At 75.5% G+C, this 16,305-nt stretch carries 7 protein-coding genes; 3 read left to right on the forward strand and 4 right to left on the reverse strand.

Going from position 1 to position 16,305, the window contains the following annotated elements:
- Window positions 1-135: 135 nt before the first annotated feature.
- Together ACZ4UX_RS06315 and ACZ4UX_RS06320 are read right to left on the reverse strand one after the other, a co-directional pair.
- Window positions 136-1,656, reverse strand: coding sequence for a M1 family metallopeptidase (locus tag ACZ4UX_RS06315; protein ID WP_465705974.1), 1,521 nt, complete (start codon window positions 1,654-1,656; stop codon window positions 136-138).
- 492 nt (window positions 1,657-2,148) lie between these two features.
- The gene (locus ACZ4UX_RS06320; protein ID WP_465705798.1) at window positions 2,149-2,673 is read right to left on the reverse strand and encodes a GNAT family N-acetyltransferase; all 525 of its coding nucleotides are present in this window, start codon (window positions 2,671-2,673) and stop codon (window positions 2,149-2,151) included.
- A 177-nt stretch (window positions 2,674-2,850) separates the two neighbouring features.
- Here ACZ4UX_RS06320 and ACZ4UX_RS06325 point away from each other — a divergent pair, with 177 nt between their 5' ends.
- Entirely contained in the window at window positions 2,851-3,828 is a 978-nt protein-coding gene (locus ACZ4UX_RS06325; protein ID WP_465705799.1) for a polysaccharide deacetylase family protein, read from the forward strand.
- A 57-nt stretch (window positions 3,829-3,885) separates the two neighbouring features.
- Here ACZ4UX_RS06325 and ACZ4UX_RS06330 read toward each other — a convergent pair whose 3' ends face one another.
- Window positions 3,886-4,323 carry a YchJ family protein gene (locus ACZ4UX_RS06330; protein ID WP_359835142.1) on the reverse strand — a complete coding sequence of 146 codons (438 nt, stop codon included), beginning with the start codon at window positions 4,321-4,323 and terminating at the stop codon, window positions 3,886-3,888.
- Between the two features lie 596 nt (window positions 4,324-4,919).
- On the opposite strand from ACZ4UX_RS06330, the gene ACZ4UX_RS06335 reads away from it, so the two are divergent.
- Together ACZ4UX_RS06335 and ACZ4UX_RS06340 are read left to right on the forward strand one after the other, a co-directional pair.
- Window positions 4,920-9,869, forward strand: coding sequence for an amino acid adenylation domain-containing protein (locus ACZ4UX_RS06335; protein ID WP_465705800.1), 4,950 nt, complete (start codon window positions 4,920-4,922; stop codon window positions 9,867-9,869).
- Entirely contained in the window at window positions 9,866-15,436 is a 5,571-nt protein-coding gene (locus tag ACZ4UX_RS06340; RefSeq protein ID WP_465705801.1) for a non-ribosomal peptide synthetase/MFS transporter, read from the forward strand. Before ACZ4UX_RS06335 ends, ACZ4UX_RS06340 begins: the two co-directional genes overlap by 4 nt.
- Window positions 15,437-15,491: 55 nt before the next feature.
- On the opposite strand, the gene ACZ4UX_RS06345 is transcribed toward ACZ4UX_RS06340, so the two are convergent.
- Window positions 15,492-16,148, reverse strand: a complete 657-nt coding sequence (locus ACZ4UX_RS06345; protein ID WP_359804473.1) for an NADPH-dependent F420 reductase — start codon at window positions 16,146-16,148, stop codon at window positions 15,492-15,494.
- Window positions 16,149-16,305 lie beyond the last annotated feature (157 nt).

The following is a 16,305-nucleotide window of genomic DNA, read 5'->3' on the forward strand; positions in this document are numbered from 1 at the left end:
CGCGCGACGGGCGCCCGAGCGCACCGGACCGGCGCGCTCCGGCGTACGGCGGGGCCGTGGCGACGGTGGCCGGCCCGGGAGGCGGGGAGGGGCCCGCCGCACCGGGTGGGGCCGGCACCCCGGAGGGGAACCGGCTCAGAGCGTCCCGCTGCCGCGCGGCGCCGGGGCGGACCGGTCGGCGGCGCGGTCGGTCGGCGTGACCGGTGTGACGGTCCAGTCCGGGTGGCCCGGCATGGCCGGGGTCCGGTCGCCGTAGAGCCACTCGGTGAGGAAGGCGGTGAGGTCCTGGCCGGACACCTCCGAGGCGGTCCGGATGTAGTCCGCGGTGGTGGCCGTGCCGTCCCGGTACCGGCGGAGGAACGTCCGCTCGATCCGGTCGAAGGCGGCCGCCCCGACCCGCTCGCGCAGGGCGAACAGCACCAGGGCCCCGCCGGTGTACCGCTGGCTGTCGAAGAGGTCGGCGGCGGTCGGCGAGGCGACCGGCCCGGAGTCGTGGCGCCACTGGTCGCCCTTGGCGTACACGTCGCGCATCCGGTCGGCGAGGGTGGCGAAGCCGCCCGAGTCCGGCCAGCCGCGCTCGTAGCGGTACATCAGGCCGTAGAAGTCGGCGTGGCCCTCGTTCAGCCAGAGGTCCGCCCAGGTGCGCGGCGAGACGCTGTCGCCGAACCACGAGTGCACCAGCTCGTGCATCATGTGCGAGCCGATCAGGGGCTCGGGCTGGCGCAGGAAGTTCGGCTTGTAGAGGGTGAGGGTCTGCGTCTCCAGCCCGGTGAAGCCGAAGGCCGCCGGGTCGTCGGTGTTGGCGGGCAGCAGCCCGTACGTCTCGAACGGGAAGGCCCCGAGGTGCTGCTCGGCCCAGGCCAGCTGGCCCGGGGTGAGCGCGAGGGCGGGCTCCAGATCGGCGGCGCGCGCGGTCGGGACGACATCCCGCAGCGGCAGCCCGCCCGGGCCGGTGCGCTCGCGCACCGTGTAGGCGCCGACCGACACCTGCACCAGCTCGGTGGCCATCGGCTCGCGCGAGACGTACCGGCGGGTGGTCTGCCCGCCGTCGCGCCGCTCGGTCGTGGTGAGCCGGCCGTTGGCCACCCCGTACAGGGCGTCCGGCGCGGTGACGGTGATGGTGAAGCGGGCCTTGTCGCTCGGGTGGTCGTTGCACGGGAACACGGTGTGCGCGCCGTCCGGCTGACCGGCCACCGCGAAGCCGTCGGGGGTGGGGACCCAGCCGGTGTGCGGCAGCTTCGCGGCGGGGTCGGCCGAGTAGTCGACCGTCACCCGGAGCGTGGCGTCGCGGCGCACCGGACGGGCCGGGACGACGGTCAGCTTCTCGTCGTGCGCGCGGAACGCGGCCGGCCGGCCGTCGACCCGGACGGCGTGCACGTCCAGGCCGAGCGCGTCCAGCTCCAGACTGGGCAGGGCGGTGAGCGCCCGCGCCGTCAGCACGGCGGTGCCGTCGACCATGCGGCTGTCGGGGCGGTAGCGGAGGTCGAGGTCGTAGCCCTGCACGTCGTAGCCGGCGTTCCCGAGCTGGGGGAAGACCGGGTCACCGACGCCGGCGGCCGGAGCGTCCGCCGCGGCCGCGCCGGGCGGCACCGCGGCGCCGAGCACCGCCGTCGCGAGTGCCAGGGCGATGACGAGGGTGGAGCGCGGCCTGGCCAGGGTGATCACCGCTTTCGTGTCGTGTCCCGGAGTGCGGCGGCGAGGTCCGCCGGTGCCGCAGGGCGACCTTTCGAGCACGGATCGTAGCGGATCGGTCGGACGGTCGCGGGAGGCCGCGCGACACGCGGCATCCCCCGGACGGCCCACCGCGGTAGCCGAGTGGCTGCGGACTGTCATAGCGTTCGAAGTGCTCCGCCCCCTGACGGACGGGGCCACGGCCGTCGGAGTACCTGGCCAGGTCCGGCGGCCGTTCTTCATGCTCTCACCCCCGCCCGCCACGCGACTCCTGGGCGGGGGCGGGAGCTGGGGACGGGAACCGCCCCGCCGAGCCCCCTCGCCGCGAGCCGTCGCCCCGCGCGAGCCGCGGGGCGCGACGAATCTCCGGTGTGGATGCGCCGCCCGGGCTGGACTTCGGGGCCGCCGCCCGTGCTGCTCCCTCCAGCCCGCGCCCCGCCGGTCGGTGGGCCGCGACCGGCGTCAACCACCTTGCCCCTACTGCTCGGTGAGGTCCTTGCCGTACCAGACCTCGGCGTACGCCCCGCTGGTGTACGCCGGGATCTCGCGGTACCCGTGCCGGGTGTAGAGCGCCCGGGCCTCGACGAGGTCGAGCCGGGTGTCGAGCACGACGCGCTCGGCGCCGAGCGCTCGGGCGCCCTCGTCCACGGCGGCGAGCAGGTGCCCGCCGCCGCCGGTGCCGCGGGCCGCGTGCCGGACGAAGACCCTGGTCAGCTCCACCGTGCGGTCGTCGAGCACCCGCAGGCCGGCGCAGGCCTGCGCGGCCCCGCCGAGGCGGCCGAGCAGGAAGAGGCCGGTCGGCTCCGCGAGGTCGTCGCTGGGGGAGTCGGCCAGACCGGTCTCGATCTCCTCGGGCGTGCCGTCCCGGCCCAGGTGCAGCCGGTAGTACCGGTTGGCGACGTCGATGTAGTACGCGCGCAGCAGTGCCTGCGCCTCCTCGGACTGCACATCGGCCCGTTCGATGGCCCAGCGGTCGTTCGTGCGCGGGGTGGTGGTGGTCATGCGCCGGATTATCGGCGTCGGACGGTGCCCGGCGCGAACGGTTATCCGGGCTGGACGGCCCGGTGACCTGCGCGGACCGGTGTTGCGCCGGGTGGGTGACGGTGGGATTGGCCGGTGGGCGTGGCGGGGGAGCAGTGCTCCATGGACACACCATCAGATCATCGTATTAATGGAGGGTTGAGGGGGAGTCGCCGGGCCGGAACCGGCCTCGTGGCGGCGGTCTGCCTGGCGGCGGTGATCGCCGGCTGCGCCGCGCCGACCGGACACCAGGCGCCGTCCTCGCGGGCCGGTCTGAGCGCCGCCCCCGCCCCGGCCGACCCGGCCGCCACCTCCACCGCCGAGCGGGGCGGACCCCGGCCGCCGGCCGTGCCGCTGGCGCTGCCCGGCCTGGCCCGGGCTGAGGAGGAGACCAGCAGCGAGGCGGTGGCGCGCCGGGAGACGGCCGTCCGCGAGGCGCTGGAGACCGCGCGGCGCTGGGGGGTGGACCGGCTGCCGCTGCGGGCGCCCCGGCCACCGGTGTCCAAGCCGGAGCTGAAGCCGGTGCAGGGGGTGCGGCTCCAGGACGGGCGGCCGCCGGTGGTGTACCGCGTCCCGACCGACGAGAAGATCGTCTTCCTGACCGTCGACGACGGCGCGGAGAAGGACCCGGAGTTCTCCCGGATGGCGGCGGAGCTCGGAATCCCGCTCAGCACCTTCGTCGCCGACTACCTCGCGCGCGCCGACTACGGCTACTTCCGCGACCTCGCCGCCCAGGGCGACGCGGTGAACAACCACACCATCAACCACCGCAACCTCAAGGTGCTCGGCTACGACGTGCAGCGGGACGAGATCTGCCGCCAGCAGGACCAGCTGGAGGGGCAGATCGGCACCCGGCCCCGGTTGTTCCGGCCCCCGTACGGCGAGTACAACGACGACACCCTGCGGGCCGCCGCCTCCTGCGGCATCGAGGCGGTGCCGCTCTGGAACGAGGAGGCCTTCCCCGACCACATGGAGTACCGCTACGACGACCAGCGGCTGCACGCGGGGGACATCATCCTCACCCACTTCCGGGGCACCGACCTGTGGCCGGGCACCATGCCCGACCTGCTCCGCAAGGTCGTGAACGACGTCACCGCGCAGGGCTTCGCCCTCGCCCGGCTGGACGACTACCTGTAGCCGCCGCCGGGGAGCCGACGGCGGCCCCGGCCCGGCGCGGCCCGGTCCGGGGGCCGGTCAGTCCACCGAGAGGGCGTCCAGGTACACCCAGGCGCCCTCGTACCGGACGAAGCGGCTGTGCTCGGTCAGGATCCCCTGGTCGCGGCCCTCGGTGTAGTGGGCGCGGAAGGCGACGGTGCCCTCGGCGTGGAAGCGGCCGCCGTCGGTGGTGGAGAGCACCTCCAGCCCGGTCCAGCGCAGCGTGGGATCGACGTCGATCGCGTCCGGCCGGGTGTCGGGGTGCCAGGAGCGGAGCAGGTACGCCTCGTCGTGGGCGGCGAAGGCGCTGAAGCGCGAGCGCATCAGCGCCTCGGCGGTCGGCGCGGCGGCCAGGCCCCGGTGGTAGCGGCCGCAGCAGTCGCCGTACGCGGCGGACAGGCCGCAGGGGCAGGGCGAGGAGGGCAGCAGGCGGGGTGCGGGGGTGGCGGCGCGGGGCGCGGAGCGGCGTCGGGACATGGCGTCCATTCTCACCCCTCGCGGGGCCGCCGCCGCCCCGCCCCTGCGCCCGGGTGAAGGGGCGGGTGAAGGGGCGGGTGCCGAGCCGGGTGCCGGGCCGCCCCGATCCGCCGGAATCCGGGCGAAGGGGCGGACCCGCTACGGACATGTGCGCGCCGCGTGAAGGCGGGCCGGATCGCGCGGTCGCGCGGCGGTGGTGCGGCCGGCCGCGTACGGCGGGCGCCGTCGAGGGGTCGTGGGCCTTCGGGGGTGGCCGGCTGACGCTGCTTCAGGCACCGAAATGACGGGTTCAGGTCAAGACATCCGAGGTCGAAGGCCCTTTGCCGCCCCGGAGCTGATGCTCCGTCGGCTGCTGGGAAGACCGTATCGGCACCGCGCGCCGATGTCACGGGCTTCGGCAACCGGTAGGAATCGTCGACGAACCGTCACGTACTCGTACCGCTCCGTGGTGATGGGCAGGTGATCTTTCCGGCATATCGAACGAGTGATGGAGATGTGCTGGTCATCCGGAGACCGTTACCCCACCATCTCCGAGGGCACACCGCCCATTTCCAGCCGACCACAAGTCGGCGCAGGGCCATCCCTCAGGAGAGTTGATGAGTTCGACGGGACTTCCTCCACTGGCTCCACCGGACCCGACGGCCTCGCTGGCCGATCTGGTCGACGCACAGGTCGGCCGGACACCCGGGGCGACGGCGGTGATCGACGGCGACCGGCGGCTGACCTACCGCGAGCTGGCCGCCGCCGTCGACGCGATGGCCGGCCGCCTGGCCGCCGCGGGAGTACGCGCCGAAACCCTGGTGGCGGTCTGCCTGCCGCGCACGGCGGACCTCGTGATCGCCCTGCTGGCGGTCCTGCGGGCCGGCGGCGCCTACGTGCCGCTCGACCCGGCCTACCCGCGGGACCGGCTGGAGCTGGTGATCGGCGACGCGCAGGCGCCCGTGGTCCTCACCGACCGCGCCCACGAGCACCTGCTGGCCGGCGCCGGCGCGACCCTGCTGTACACCGACGCCGAGAGCCCCCGCGCACCGCTCGTCCCGGGCGGCGGCGCCGACTCCCTCGCCTACGTCCTCTACACCTCCGGCTCCACCGGCCGGCCCAAGGGCGTCGCGGTCACCCAGCGCGGCGTCAACGCGATGCTCCGCTGGGCCGCCCGGACCTACGGGCCGGCCGACGTCGCGGGCGTGCTGTTCGGCACCTCGGTCTGCTTCGACATCTCGGTCTACGAGCTGTTCTTCCCGCTCGCCGTCGGCGGCACGGTCGTGGTGGCGGAGAACGTCCTCGCCCTGCCCGAGCTGCCGGCCCGCGACGAGGTGACCCTGGTCAACACCGTGCCGAGCGCCATGGCGGCGCTGCTGCGCGGTGGCGCCCTTCCCGGCGGCAGGGGCCTGCCGGGCGGCGTCCGCGTGGTCAACCTGGCGGGCGAGGCGCTGCCGCGCCGGCTGGCCGACCAGGTCTACGGCGAACCGCGGGTCGAGCGGGTCTACAACCTCTACGGGCCCACCGAGGACACCGTCTACTCCACCTGGTCGCTGGTCGACCGGGGCGGCAGCGAGGAGCCGCTGATCGGCCGCCCGCTGCCCGGCACCACCGGCCACGTGCTCGACGAGCGGCGGAGCGCCGTACCGGACGGCGGCATCGGTGAGCTGTACCTCTCCGGCGAGGGCCTCGCCCGCGGCTACCACGGCCGCCCGGACCTCACCGAGGAGCGCTTCGTCACCGTCGACGGCGAGCGCTGCTACCGCACCGGGGACCTGGTGCGCCGCCTGCCGGGCGGGGAGCTGGAGTACCACGGCCGGGTCGACCACCAGGTGAAGGTACGCGGCTTCCGCGTCGAGCTGGGCGAGATCGAGGCGGTGCTCGCGACCCACCCCGCCGTCGAGGCCGCCGCCGCCGTGGTCCAGCGGGACGAGGCCGGCGACTACCTCGCCGCCTTCGTCCAGCCCGGGCCCGGCGTCGCCGACCCCACCGCGGCCGAGCTGCGCGCGCACTGCGCCGCGGCGCTGCCCGGCTACATGGTGCCGCTGGCCGTCGGCGTGCTGGCGCGGCTGCCGCTGACCCCCAACGGCAAGACCGACCGCAGGGCGCTGCCGCCGGTCGCCCGGAGCCGGGGCGACCAGGAGCTGTTCGTCGCGCCCCGCACCCCGGTCGAGACCGGGATCGCCGAGCTCTGGCAGCAACTGCTCGGCGTCCCGCAGGTCGGCGTGCACGACGTCTTCCTCGACCTCGGCGGGCACTCGCTGCTCGCCGCCGGACTGCTCGCCCGGATCGAGCGCGTCTACGACACCCGCGTCCCGCTGGCCGAGTTCTTCGCCGCGCCGACCGTCGCCGCGCTCGCCGTCCGGGTCGCCAAGGGGGGCGGCGGCCGTCCGTCCGTCGCCCCGCCCGTGCGGGAGGCCGCGCTGCCCGCCCGCCCTACCGGCTTCCAGCGCGAGCTCTGGCTGCACGAGTCGCTGGAGCCCGGCAGTCCGCTCTACAACGTGCCGCTGCGCTTCCGCGCCGTCGGCACCCTGGACCGGTCCGCCCTCGGTCGGGCGCTGAGCGAGGTGGTCCGCCGGCACGAGGTGCTGCGCACCGCGTTCGCCGACCGCGACGGCGAGGTGACCGCGGAGATCCGCCCGCCGTACCCCGTCGACGTGCCGCTGCTCGACCTCGCCGGCGCCGATGAGGAGGAGCTGGACGCCGCGCTGCGCGCCGAGGCCGCCCGGGCGCTGGACCTCGCCGGGGGGCAGCTGCTGCGCGCCCTCGCCGTGCGCACCGGGACCGACCGGCACGAGCTGCTGATCACCGTCCACCACGCCGCGATGGACGGCTGGGCCGCCGGGCTGCTGCTGGCCGAACTCGGCCGCGCCTACCAGGGCGGGGAACTCGCCGAGCCTCAGTTGCAGTTCTCCGACATCGCCCGCTGGGAGGAGCGCGCCCACGCGGCCGCCCGCGACGGCGCGCTGCGCTGGGGCGACGGGCTGTTCGGCCTCGACGCCGATCAGCACCTGCCCGGCGACCGCCCGCACCCCAACCCGTACGACACGGCCGGCCGCCGGATCGCCCGCCGGCTCGACACCGAGCTGATCCGGGCCACCGAGCGCTGGGCCGCGCAGGAGGGCGCCAGCCTCTACATGGCCGTGCTGGCCGCGCTCGGCGGCGTGCTGCACCGCTACAGCGGCCGCACGGACCTCGCGGTGCTCAGCCCGTTCGCGGTCCGGCCGGTGCCCGAGCTGGAGCAGGTGCTCGGCTCGCTGATCAACACCGTCGCGCTCCGCTTCGACGCGGCCGGCACCGACACCTTCCGCGAACTGGTCGCGCGCGTGCGTCCGGTGGTGCTGGAGGCCGCCGAGCACAGCGGCTACCCGTTCCTGGAGCACGTCCGCCGGGTCGGCGGCTCCGCCGGGCTGACCGCCTCACCGATCGCCCAGGTCCTGCTCGCGGTCCAGAACCACCCGGTGGCCGGCCTCGAACTCCCCGGCCTCAGCCTGCAGTTCGTCGCCGAGGTGTGCAACGGCACGGCCAAGACCGACCTGTCGCTGTTCCTGGAGTTCCCGGCCGAGGGCCCGCTGCTCTCCGCCGAGTACCGCACCTCGCGCTACGACGAGCGGTCCGTCCGGGCCGCGCTGGACCACCTGGTGGCCCTGCTGGCCGCCGCCGTCGCCGAACCGGACCGCCCGCTCGGCGAGCTGGCGATGCTCCCGGCCACCGGGCCGGACGCCGTGGCGCCCGCCGAGGGCCCCGCGGCGGCGCTGCCCGACCTCCGTCTGCACGAGCTGGTCGCCGCCCAGGCCGCCCGCACCCCGGAGGCGGTGGCCGTCTCCGCCGCCGACGGCGTCCTCGACTACGCCGGACTCGATGCCACCGCGGGCCGGCTGGCCCATCTGCTGGCCGGACACGGGGCCGGCCCCGGCACCCTGGTGGCGGTCGCCGTCCGGCGCGGCCGGCTGCTGCCCGCCGCCCTGCTCGGCGTGCTGCGCAGCGGCGCCGCCTACCTGCCGCTCGACATCGACCAGCCGCTCGCCCGCAACCGGGCGGTGCTCGACGACGCCGGTGTCACCCTGCTGGTCGCCGAACGGTCCACCGCCGGGGACGCGCTGCTCGACGGGCGGGCCGTCGTCCTGGTCGACGGCCCGCAGGCGGCCGCCGCCCCGGAGCTGCCGGCCGTCCCGGTCGGGCCGGAGGACCGCGCCTACCTGCTCTACACCTCCGGCTCCACCGGCACGCCCAAGGGCGTGGCCGTCCCGCACCGCGCGATCGTCAACTTCCTCACCTCGATGGGCCGCGAACCCGGCCTCACCGCGAGCGACGTGATGGCCGCCGTCACCACCGTGACCTTCGACATCGCCGGGCTGGAGCTGTGGCTGCCCCTGGTCACCGGCGCCCGGGTGGAGATCGCCGACCGCGCCACCGCCACCGACGGCCGTGCGCTGGCCGACTGGCTGGAGCGGCGCGAGGTCACCCACCTCCAGGCGACCCCGGCCACCTGGCGGCTGCTCCTGGAGGCCGACTGGCCGGGCAGACCCGGCCTGACCGCGCTCTGCGGCGGCGAGGCGCTCACCGCCGACCTCGCCGAGGCCCTGCTGAAGCGCACCGGCGCGCTCTGGAACCTCTACGGCCCCACCGAGACCACCGTGTGGTCCACCATCCAGCGGGTCACGCCCGAACTCGTCGCCCACGGAGGGGTGGTGGCGCTCGGCGCGCCCGTCGCCAACACCCGGCTGCACCTGCTCGACACGGCCGGGCGGCCCGTCCCGGTCAACGGCATCGGCGAGCTCTGCATCGCCGGCGACGGTGTCGCGCTCGGCTACCACGGCCGTCCGGACCTCACCGCCGAGCGGTTCGTCCCCGAGCCCGGCCGCCCCGGGGGCGCGCCGATGTACCGGACCGGCGACCTCGCCTGCCGCCGCGCCGACGGCCGGCTGGAGTACCACGGCCGCACCGACGCCCAGGTCAAGCTGCGCGGCTTCCGGATCGAACTCGGCGAGATCGAGGCCGCGCTGACCGCCGTCCCCGGTGTCACCGCCGGCGCCGCCCGGCTGGCCGACGGCCCGGCCGGTCCCGTCCTCGCCGGGTACGCCGTCACCGACGGCACCGTCGGGGAGGACGCGCTGCGCACCGCGCTCGGCGCCCGGCTGCCCGACTACATGGTGCCCGCCGCGCTCGTCCTGCTCGACCGGCTGCCGCTGACCCCCAGCGGCAAGGTCGACCGGGCCGCGCTGCCGGTGCCGCCCTCCGGCGGTGCCGGTGCCCCGCCGGAGGGCGACTGCGAGGAACTGCTGGCCGACCTCTGGCAGGAGGTCCTCGGCATCGAGCGGGTCTCCCGGCACGACGACTTCTTCTCGCTCGGCGGCCACTCGCTGCTCGCCACCCGCATGGCCGCCCGGGTCCGCGACACCTTCGAGATCGACCTGCCGCTGCGCAGCGTCTTCGAGTCCCGCACCCTGGCCGCGATGGCCCGCCGAATAGAGGAGCGACTGCTCGACGAGATCGACGGCATGGACGGCCTGGACGGCATGGACGCCGAGGACGGCATCGGCGCACTGACGGGGGAGACGGTATGAGCGACCAGCACACCACCGGCGACCGGCCGGACCGGGAGGCGAGACGCCAGGAGCTGCTCCGCCGTCGGCTCGCCGCGGCCAAGGCCGCGAAGGCCGCCCGGGACGCCGGCACCGCCGAGCCCGCCCGCCGGGGCATCGCGCCCCGCCCCGAGGGCACCCCGGCCCCGCTCTCCTCGGCCCAGCGCCGGATGTGGTTCCTCGCCCAGTACGAGCCGGACAGCGCGGCCTACCACATCCCGCTCGCCCTCCACCTCACCGGCGAGCCGGACACCGCCGCACTGGCCGCCGCGCTCACCGACGTCCTCGACCGGCACGAGGTGCTGCGCACCGTCTACCCGACCGTCGACGGCGAGGTCCGGCCGCGGCCGCTGACCGTCGCCCCGCCGATCCTCGCCACCGCCGACGTCCCCGCCGACGAGGTGGACGCCCGGCTGGAGGAGGACGCCCGCCGCCCGTTCGACCTCGCGGCGGACCTGCCGGTCCGGGCCACCCTGCTGCGCACCGCCGAGGGCGCGGTGCTGAGTCTGGTGCTGCACCACATCGCCGCCGACGGCTGGTCGATCGGCGTGTTCTTCGCCGACCTCGCCACCGCCTACGCCGCCCGCCGGGAGGGCCGGGCACCGGCCTTCGAGCCGCTGCCCCTCCAGTACGCCGACGTGGCGTACTGGCAGCAGACCGAGCTGGCCGACGAGCTGGCCCGCCAGCAGGCCTGGTGGCAGGAGCGCCTGCGCGGCGCCACCGCCACCGTCACCGTGCCCACCGACCGCCCGCGCCCCGCGGTGGCCGGCACCGACGGCCGGCGGATCACCGTCGAGTTCGGCGCCGAGCGCACCCGCCGCATCCGGGCGCTCGCCGAGCAGACCGGCGGCACCGTCTACATGGTGCTGCTCGCCGCCCTGCAGACCGTGCTGTCCCGCTACACCGGCGCGCAGGACGTCGTGGTCGGCACGCCGGTCGCCGGGCGCACCCGCAGCGAGACGGAGCCGTTGGTCGGCTGCTTCGTCAACACCCTGGCGATGCGCACCGACGTCTCCGGCGACCCGAGCGTCCGGCAGTTGCTGGAGCGGGTCCGCGAAGGCACCCTGGGCGCCTTCGGCCACCAGGACCTGCCGTTCGAGCGGCTGGTCGACTCCCTCGGCCTGGAACGCGAACTCGCCCACACCCCGCTCTTCCAGGTCATGCTCAACGTCCACAACCAGGACCGGGCCGACCTCGACCTGCCCGGGCTGCGGGCCGACTGGCGGCCGATCGGCACCGACACCGCGAAGTTCGACCTCTCGGTCGCCGTCGTCGACCACGGCGGAGAGCTCTGCGCCGACCTGGTCTGGCGCGCCGAGCTGTACGACGAGCCGACCGTACGACGGGTCTTCGGCCATCTCAGCACCGTGCTCGACGCGATGGCCGAGGCCCCTGACCGCCCGCTCGCCGAGCTGCCGCTGCTCACCCCCTCCGAGCAGCGCCGGCTGGCCGAGTGGGACGGCGCCCCGCGCGACTGGGACCTCGGAGCCACCCTGCACGGCCTGGCCGAGGAGCAGGCCCGCCGCACCCCCGGCGCGCCCGCCGTCCGGGGCGCCGACGGCGTCCTCGACTACGCCGAACTGGACAACCGGGCCAACGCGTTGGCCCACCGGCTGCGCGCGCTCGGGGTCGGTCCGGACCGTCCGGTCGGGCTGCTGGTCGAGCGCTCGGCCGCGCTGGTCGTCGGCATGCTCGGCATCCTCAAGGCCGGCGGCGCCTACCTGCCGCTCGACCCGGTCTACCCGGACGAGCGGATCCGGGCGCTGCTGGCGGCCGCCGGGGCCGCCGCCGTGGTCACCACCGACGACCTGGCCGGCCGGGTGGCCGGCACCCCGGTCGTCGTCCCGGAGCCGCTGGACGCCCCGGTGGCGCCGTGCCCGGCCCCCGAGGCCGGGGCCGGCCCGGAGAACCTCTGCTACCTGATCTTCACCTCCGGCTCCACCGGGGCGCCCAAGGGCGTCGCCGTCGAGCACCGCAACGTCCGCAACTACCTGCACGGGCTGCGCGAGCGGATCGGCGGCGACCAGCGGGGCTGGGACTGGGCCCTGGTCTCCACCTTCGCCGCCGACCTCGGCACCACCAACGTGTTCGGCGCGCTCACCGGCGGCGGCTGCCTGCACCTGCTCACCCGTGACCAGGCCACCGACCCGGACGCCTTCGCGGCCTACACGGCCGTCCACCGGATCGACGCGATGAAGCTCGTCCCCAGCCACCTGGAGGGCCTCGCGGCCCACGGCGCCGGGCTCGCCGGGATCCTCCCCGGCCGGCTGCTGATCTGCGCCGGCGAGGCCCTGCGGCCCGATCTGGTGGCCCGGATCCGGGCCGCCCGCCCGGACCTGCTGCTGCACAACCACTACGGCCCGACCGAGACCACGGTGTCGATGCTCGGCGCCGCCGTCCCGGCCGACCTCGGGGACGCCGCCACCGCACCGCTCGGCCTGCCGTTCGGCAACGTCGGCGCCCACGTCCTGGACGCCCGGCGGCGCCCGGTGCCGATCGGCGTCCCCGGCGAGCTGTACGTCTCCGGCGCCGGCGTGGCCCGCGGCTACCTCGGCCGGGACGACCTCACCGCCGAGCGGTTCGTCCGGGTCGACGGCCGCCGGAGCTACCGCACCGGAGACCTGGTCCGCCGCCGGGAGGACGGCGCCGTCGAGTTCCTCGGCCGGATCGACCACCAGGTGAAGATCCGCGGCTTCCGGGTCGAGATCGGCGAGGTGGAGGCCGAACTCACCGGCCGCCCCGAGGTGCGCGAGGCCGTGGTCGTGGCGCGCGGCGAGGGCGCCGCCCGCACCCTCGTCGGCTATCTGGTGCCCGCCGACCCGGCGGCCGCCCCAGACCCGGCCGCCCTGCGCGCCGCGCTGCGCACCCGGCTGCCGGACTACATGGTGCCCGCCGCCCTGGTCGTGCTGGACGCCCTGCCGCTGAACGCCAACGGCAAGGTCGACCGGGCCGCGCTGCCCGAGCCGGCCGCCGCCCGCCCGGCCGAGGGCGGGGGCGCGTTGTCCTCCGCCACCGAGCACGAGGTGGCCGCCGCCTACCGCACGGTCCTGGCCGTCGACGAACCCGGCCCGGCGGACGACTTCTTCGCGCTCGGCGGCGACTCCTTCTCCGCGGTGCACGCCGTCCGCCTGATCGGCCGGGGCCTCTCGGTGATCGACCTGTTCCAGCACCCCACCGTCCGCGAACTCGCCGCGCTGCTCGACGCCCGGGCCGCCGGCACCGGGGACGAGGGACCGCGCACCCTGCTGCACCGGCTGACCCGCGGCACGGCGCCCGCCGAGGTGAGCGTGGTCTGCGTGCCGTACGGCGGCGGCAGTCCGATCACCTTCCAGCCGCTCGCGGACGCGCTGCCGGCCGGCCACCGGCTGTACGCCGTCGAGCTGCCCGGGCACGATCCGAGCAGGCCCGACGACGAGCTCGTCGAACTCGGCGCCCTGGCGGACCACCTGGTCGAGCAGATCACCGAGCGGATCGAGGGCCCGGTGCTGCTCTACGGCCACTGCCTCGGCGGTGCGCTCGCCACCGCGCTCGGCTCCCGACTGGAGGCGGCCGGCGTCGACCTGCGCGGCGTCGCCCTCGGCGGGACCTTCCCGGCGGCCCGGCTGCCCGGCCGGTTCGCCGAGTGGATGGCCAAGCGGCTGCCCGGCGACCGGATGCTCTCCAACCGCTCCTACCTCGACTACCTGCGCGCCATGGGCGGCTTCACCGACGTCTACGACCAGGAGGAACAGGACTTCCTGGTACGGGCGTTGCGCCACGATGTCCGGCAGGCGGAGGACTTCTACACCCAGGCGTACGGGGACGCCCGCCCGGCCCGGATCGCGGCGCCGATCCTCTGCGTGGTGGGCGAGAAGGACCGCGCCACCCAGCTGTACGAGGAGCGGTACGCCGAGTGGGAGCACTTCGGCGAGGCCGTCGACCTGGCCGTCATCCCACGGGCCGGGCACTACTTCCTCAAGCACCAGGCCGGTGAACTCGCCCGGGTGCTGGCCGAGTTCACCGCCACCGGGGCGGTGGCCGAGCAGGTCGCGGCCAAGCGGCCGGCGGCCCGGGCCGAGCTCGGCACCTTCGCCAAGGTGGCGATCGGCCAGTTCGTCTCGATGATCGGCACCAGCCTCTCCACCTTCGCCCTCGGCGTCTGGGTCTACCAGCAGACCGGCTCGGCCTTCGACTTCGCGATGATCTCGGTGGTGGCGGTGCTGCCCGCCGTGCTGCTGCTGCCGATCGCGGGCGCGCTGGCCGACCGGATCGACCGCCGCAAGATCATGATCGTCACGGACACGGTGGCCGCGGCCGCGATGCTCTCGCTCGGTCTCCTGCTCTGGGCCGACCTCCTGGAGGTCTGGCACATCTACCTGGTGGCCTGCGTCGGGGCGGTCTGCTCGGCCTTCCAACGCCCGGCCTATCTGGCCGCGATCACCCAGCTGGTGCCCAAGCGCTACCTCGGACAGGCCAACGGCCTCGCCCAACTCGGCACCGGTGCGGGCGACATGATGGCCGTCCTGGCCGGTGGCGTGCTGGTCTCGCTGATCGGCCTGCACGGTGTGGTGCTCTTCGACATGGCGACCTTCCTGACCGGGGTCACCTGCCTGCTGCTGGTCCGCTTCCCGGACGCGCTGTTCGACCGGCAGGAGGAGCCGCTGCTGCGCGAGGTGGTCACCGGCTGGCGCTACATCGTGCGCCGGCACAGCCTGGTGGCGATGGTGGTCTTCTTCGTGGTCTTCAACTACCTGTTCGCCGTCGCGACGGTGCTGGTCACCCCGATGGTGCTGGCCGGCGGCTCGGCCGTGCAGCTGGGCGTGATCACCGCCGTCGGCGGCGTCGGCGCGCTGACGGGCGCGCTGGTGATGGCCCTGTGGGGCGGCACCAGGCGGCGCGCGGTCGGCATGATCGGCTTCACCTCGCTGGTCGGCGTGGCCGCCGTCGTCACCGGCTGCCGGCCGCAGGCGGCCATCACCGCCTGCGGGCTCTTCGGCCTCTGGGCGGCGTTGATGATCCTCAACTCGCACTGGATGGCGCTGATCCAGACCAAGGTAGGGATGGAGCTCCAGGGCCGGGTGCTGGCCACCAACCAGATGCTCGCGATGTCGATGATGCCGCTCGGCTTCCTCACCGCGGGGCCGCTCTCCGACCACGTCTTCGAGCCGCTGATGCGGCCGGGCGGCGCGCTCGCCGACTCCGTCGGCCTGGTGCTCGGCACCGGCCCGGGGCGCGGCGCGGGCCTGCTGCTCGTCGTGGTCGGCGCCGTCCTGGCGGTCTGGGGCCTGCTCGGCCTCGCCTACCGGCCGCTGCGGCTGATCGAGGACCTGCTGCCGGACGCCCTGCCGGACGCCGAGATCGGTGACAAGGACGCCATCCAGGCCGAGGCGGACCGCCTGCTGGCGCTCACCGAGGCGGCCCGCGTGGCCGGTACCGCTGCCCCGGCCGGCCCGGGCGCCGTCGCCCCGGCCGGGGTGCGGATTCCCCGGCCGGCCCGGGGCACCCCGGAGCCGGTCGAGGACGAGCCCGAGAAGCGCGTACCCGCCGGAGCCGGACCGGGCTCCCGGTAGCGGCGTGCCCCGTCCCCCCGCGACCGGGGGGACGGGGCACAAGCCTCCCGGCGCGCTACCCGGCGCGCCTGATGGAGTAGTTGAACTCGGCCGTGCCGTAGGCCCGCATCAGGCGGAGCCAGAACGGCATCATCATCTCCATCGCCCGGGCGCCCGCGATGTCCCCGAGGTCGACGACCGACTCCGCCGGCCAGCCGAACTCGCCCAGCAGCGCGACCGTCTCGGCCTTCGCCCCCGCGTCGTTCCCGGCGACGAAGACGTTGTGCTCACCCGGGAGCCGCCCCGGGTCCACCATCAGCGGCGCGGTCAGGGTGTTGAGCGCCTTCACCACCCGGGCCTCCGGGAACTCCCGCTGGATCCGCTCGCCCACGCTGTCGGTGTTCACCGGATCCAGCGTCACCTCGCCCTCGGCGGAGAAGACCAGCGGGTTGGAGATGTCCACCAGCAGCTTCCCGGCCAGCCGCTCGGCGCCCGCCGCCCGGAGCGCCTCCAGCGCGACCGTCCCGCCGGTGGCGTTCAGCACCACCTCGCCGAAGCCCGCCGCGTCGGCGAAGGTCCCGTGCCGCCCGTTCGGCCCCGCCTGCTCCGCCCAGGCGACGGCCGTCTCGTTGTCCTTGTTCCGGGAGCCCAGCGTCACCTCGTGGCCGAGCGCCACCAGTTTGTCCGCGAGCGTCCGCCCGACCGTCCCCGTACCGATGACTGCGAACCGCACCGTGCCTCGCCCTCCGTCGTCGCGCGCCCCGTGACGCGTGCAGCGACGACGATAGATCACCGGGCCCCCGCCGTCGGGCGAATGACCGCCTTCGGCGGCGGCCGAGCCGCTCCGGGTGCGCCGACTGGACCACGCCCGCTGGTGGCCGTGCCGCCAC

The organism is Kitasatospora sp. NPDC028961, assembly GCF_055564815.1.

Excerpts from the sequence above, each read along its gene's own strand:
- ACZ4UX_RS06320 (WP_465705798.1), bottom strand. The coding sequence starts at position 2,673 with ATGACCACCACCACCCCGCGCACGAACGACCGCTGGGCCATCGAACGG.
- ACZ4UX_RS06330 (WP_359835142.1), bottom strand. The coding sequence starts at position 4,323 with ATGTCCCGACGCCGCTCCGCGCCCCGCGCCGCCACCCCCGCACCCCGC.
- ACZ4UX_RS06335 (WP_465705800.1), top strand. The coding sequence starts at position 4,920 with ATGAGTTCGACGGGACTTCCTCCACTGGCTCCACCGGACCCGACGGCC.
- ACZ4UX_RS06340 (WP_465705801.1), top strand. The coding sequence starts at position 9,866 with ATGAGCGACCAGCACACCACCGGCGACCGGCCGGACCGGGAGGCGAGA.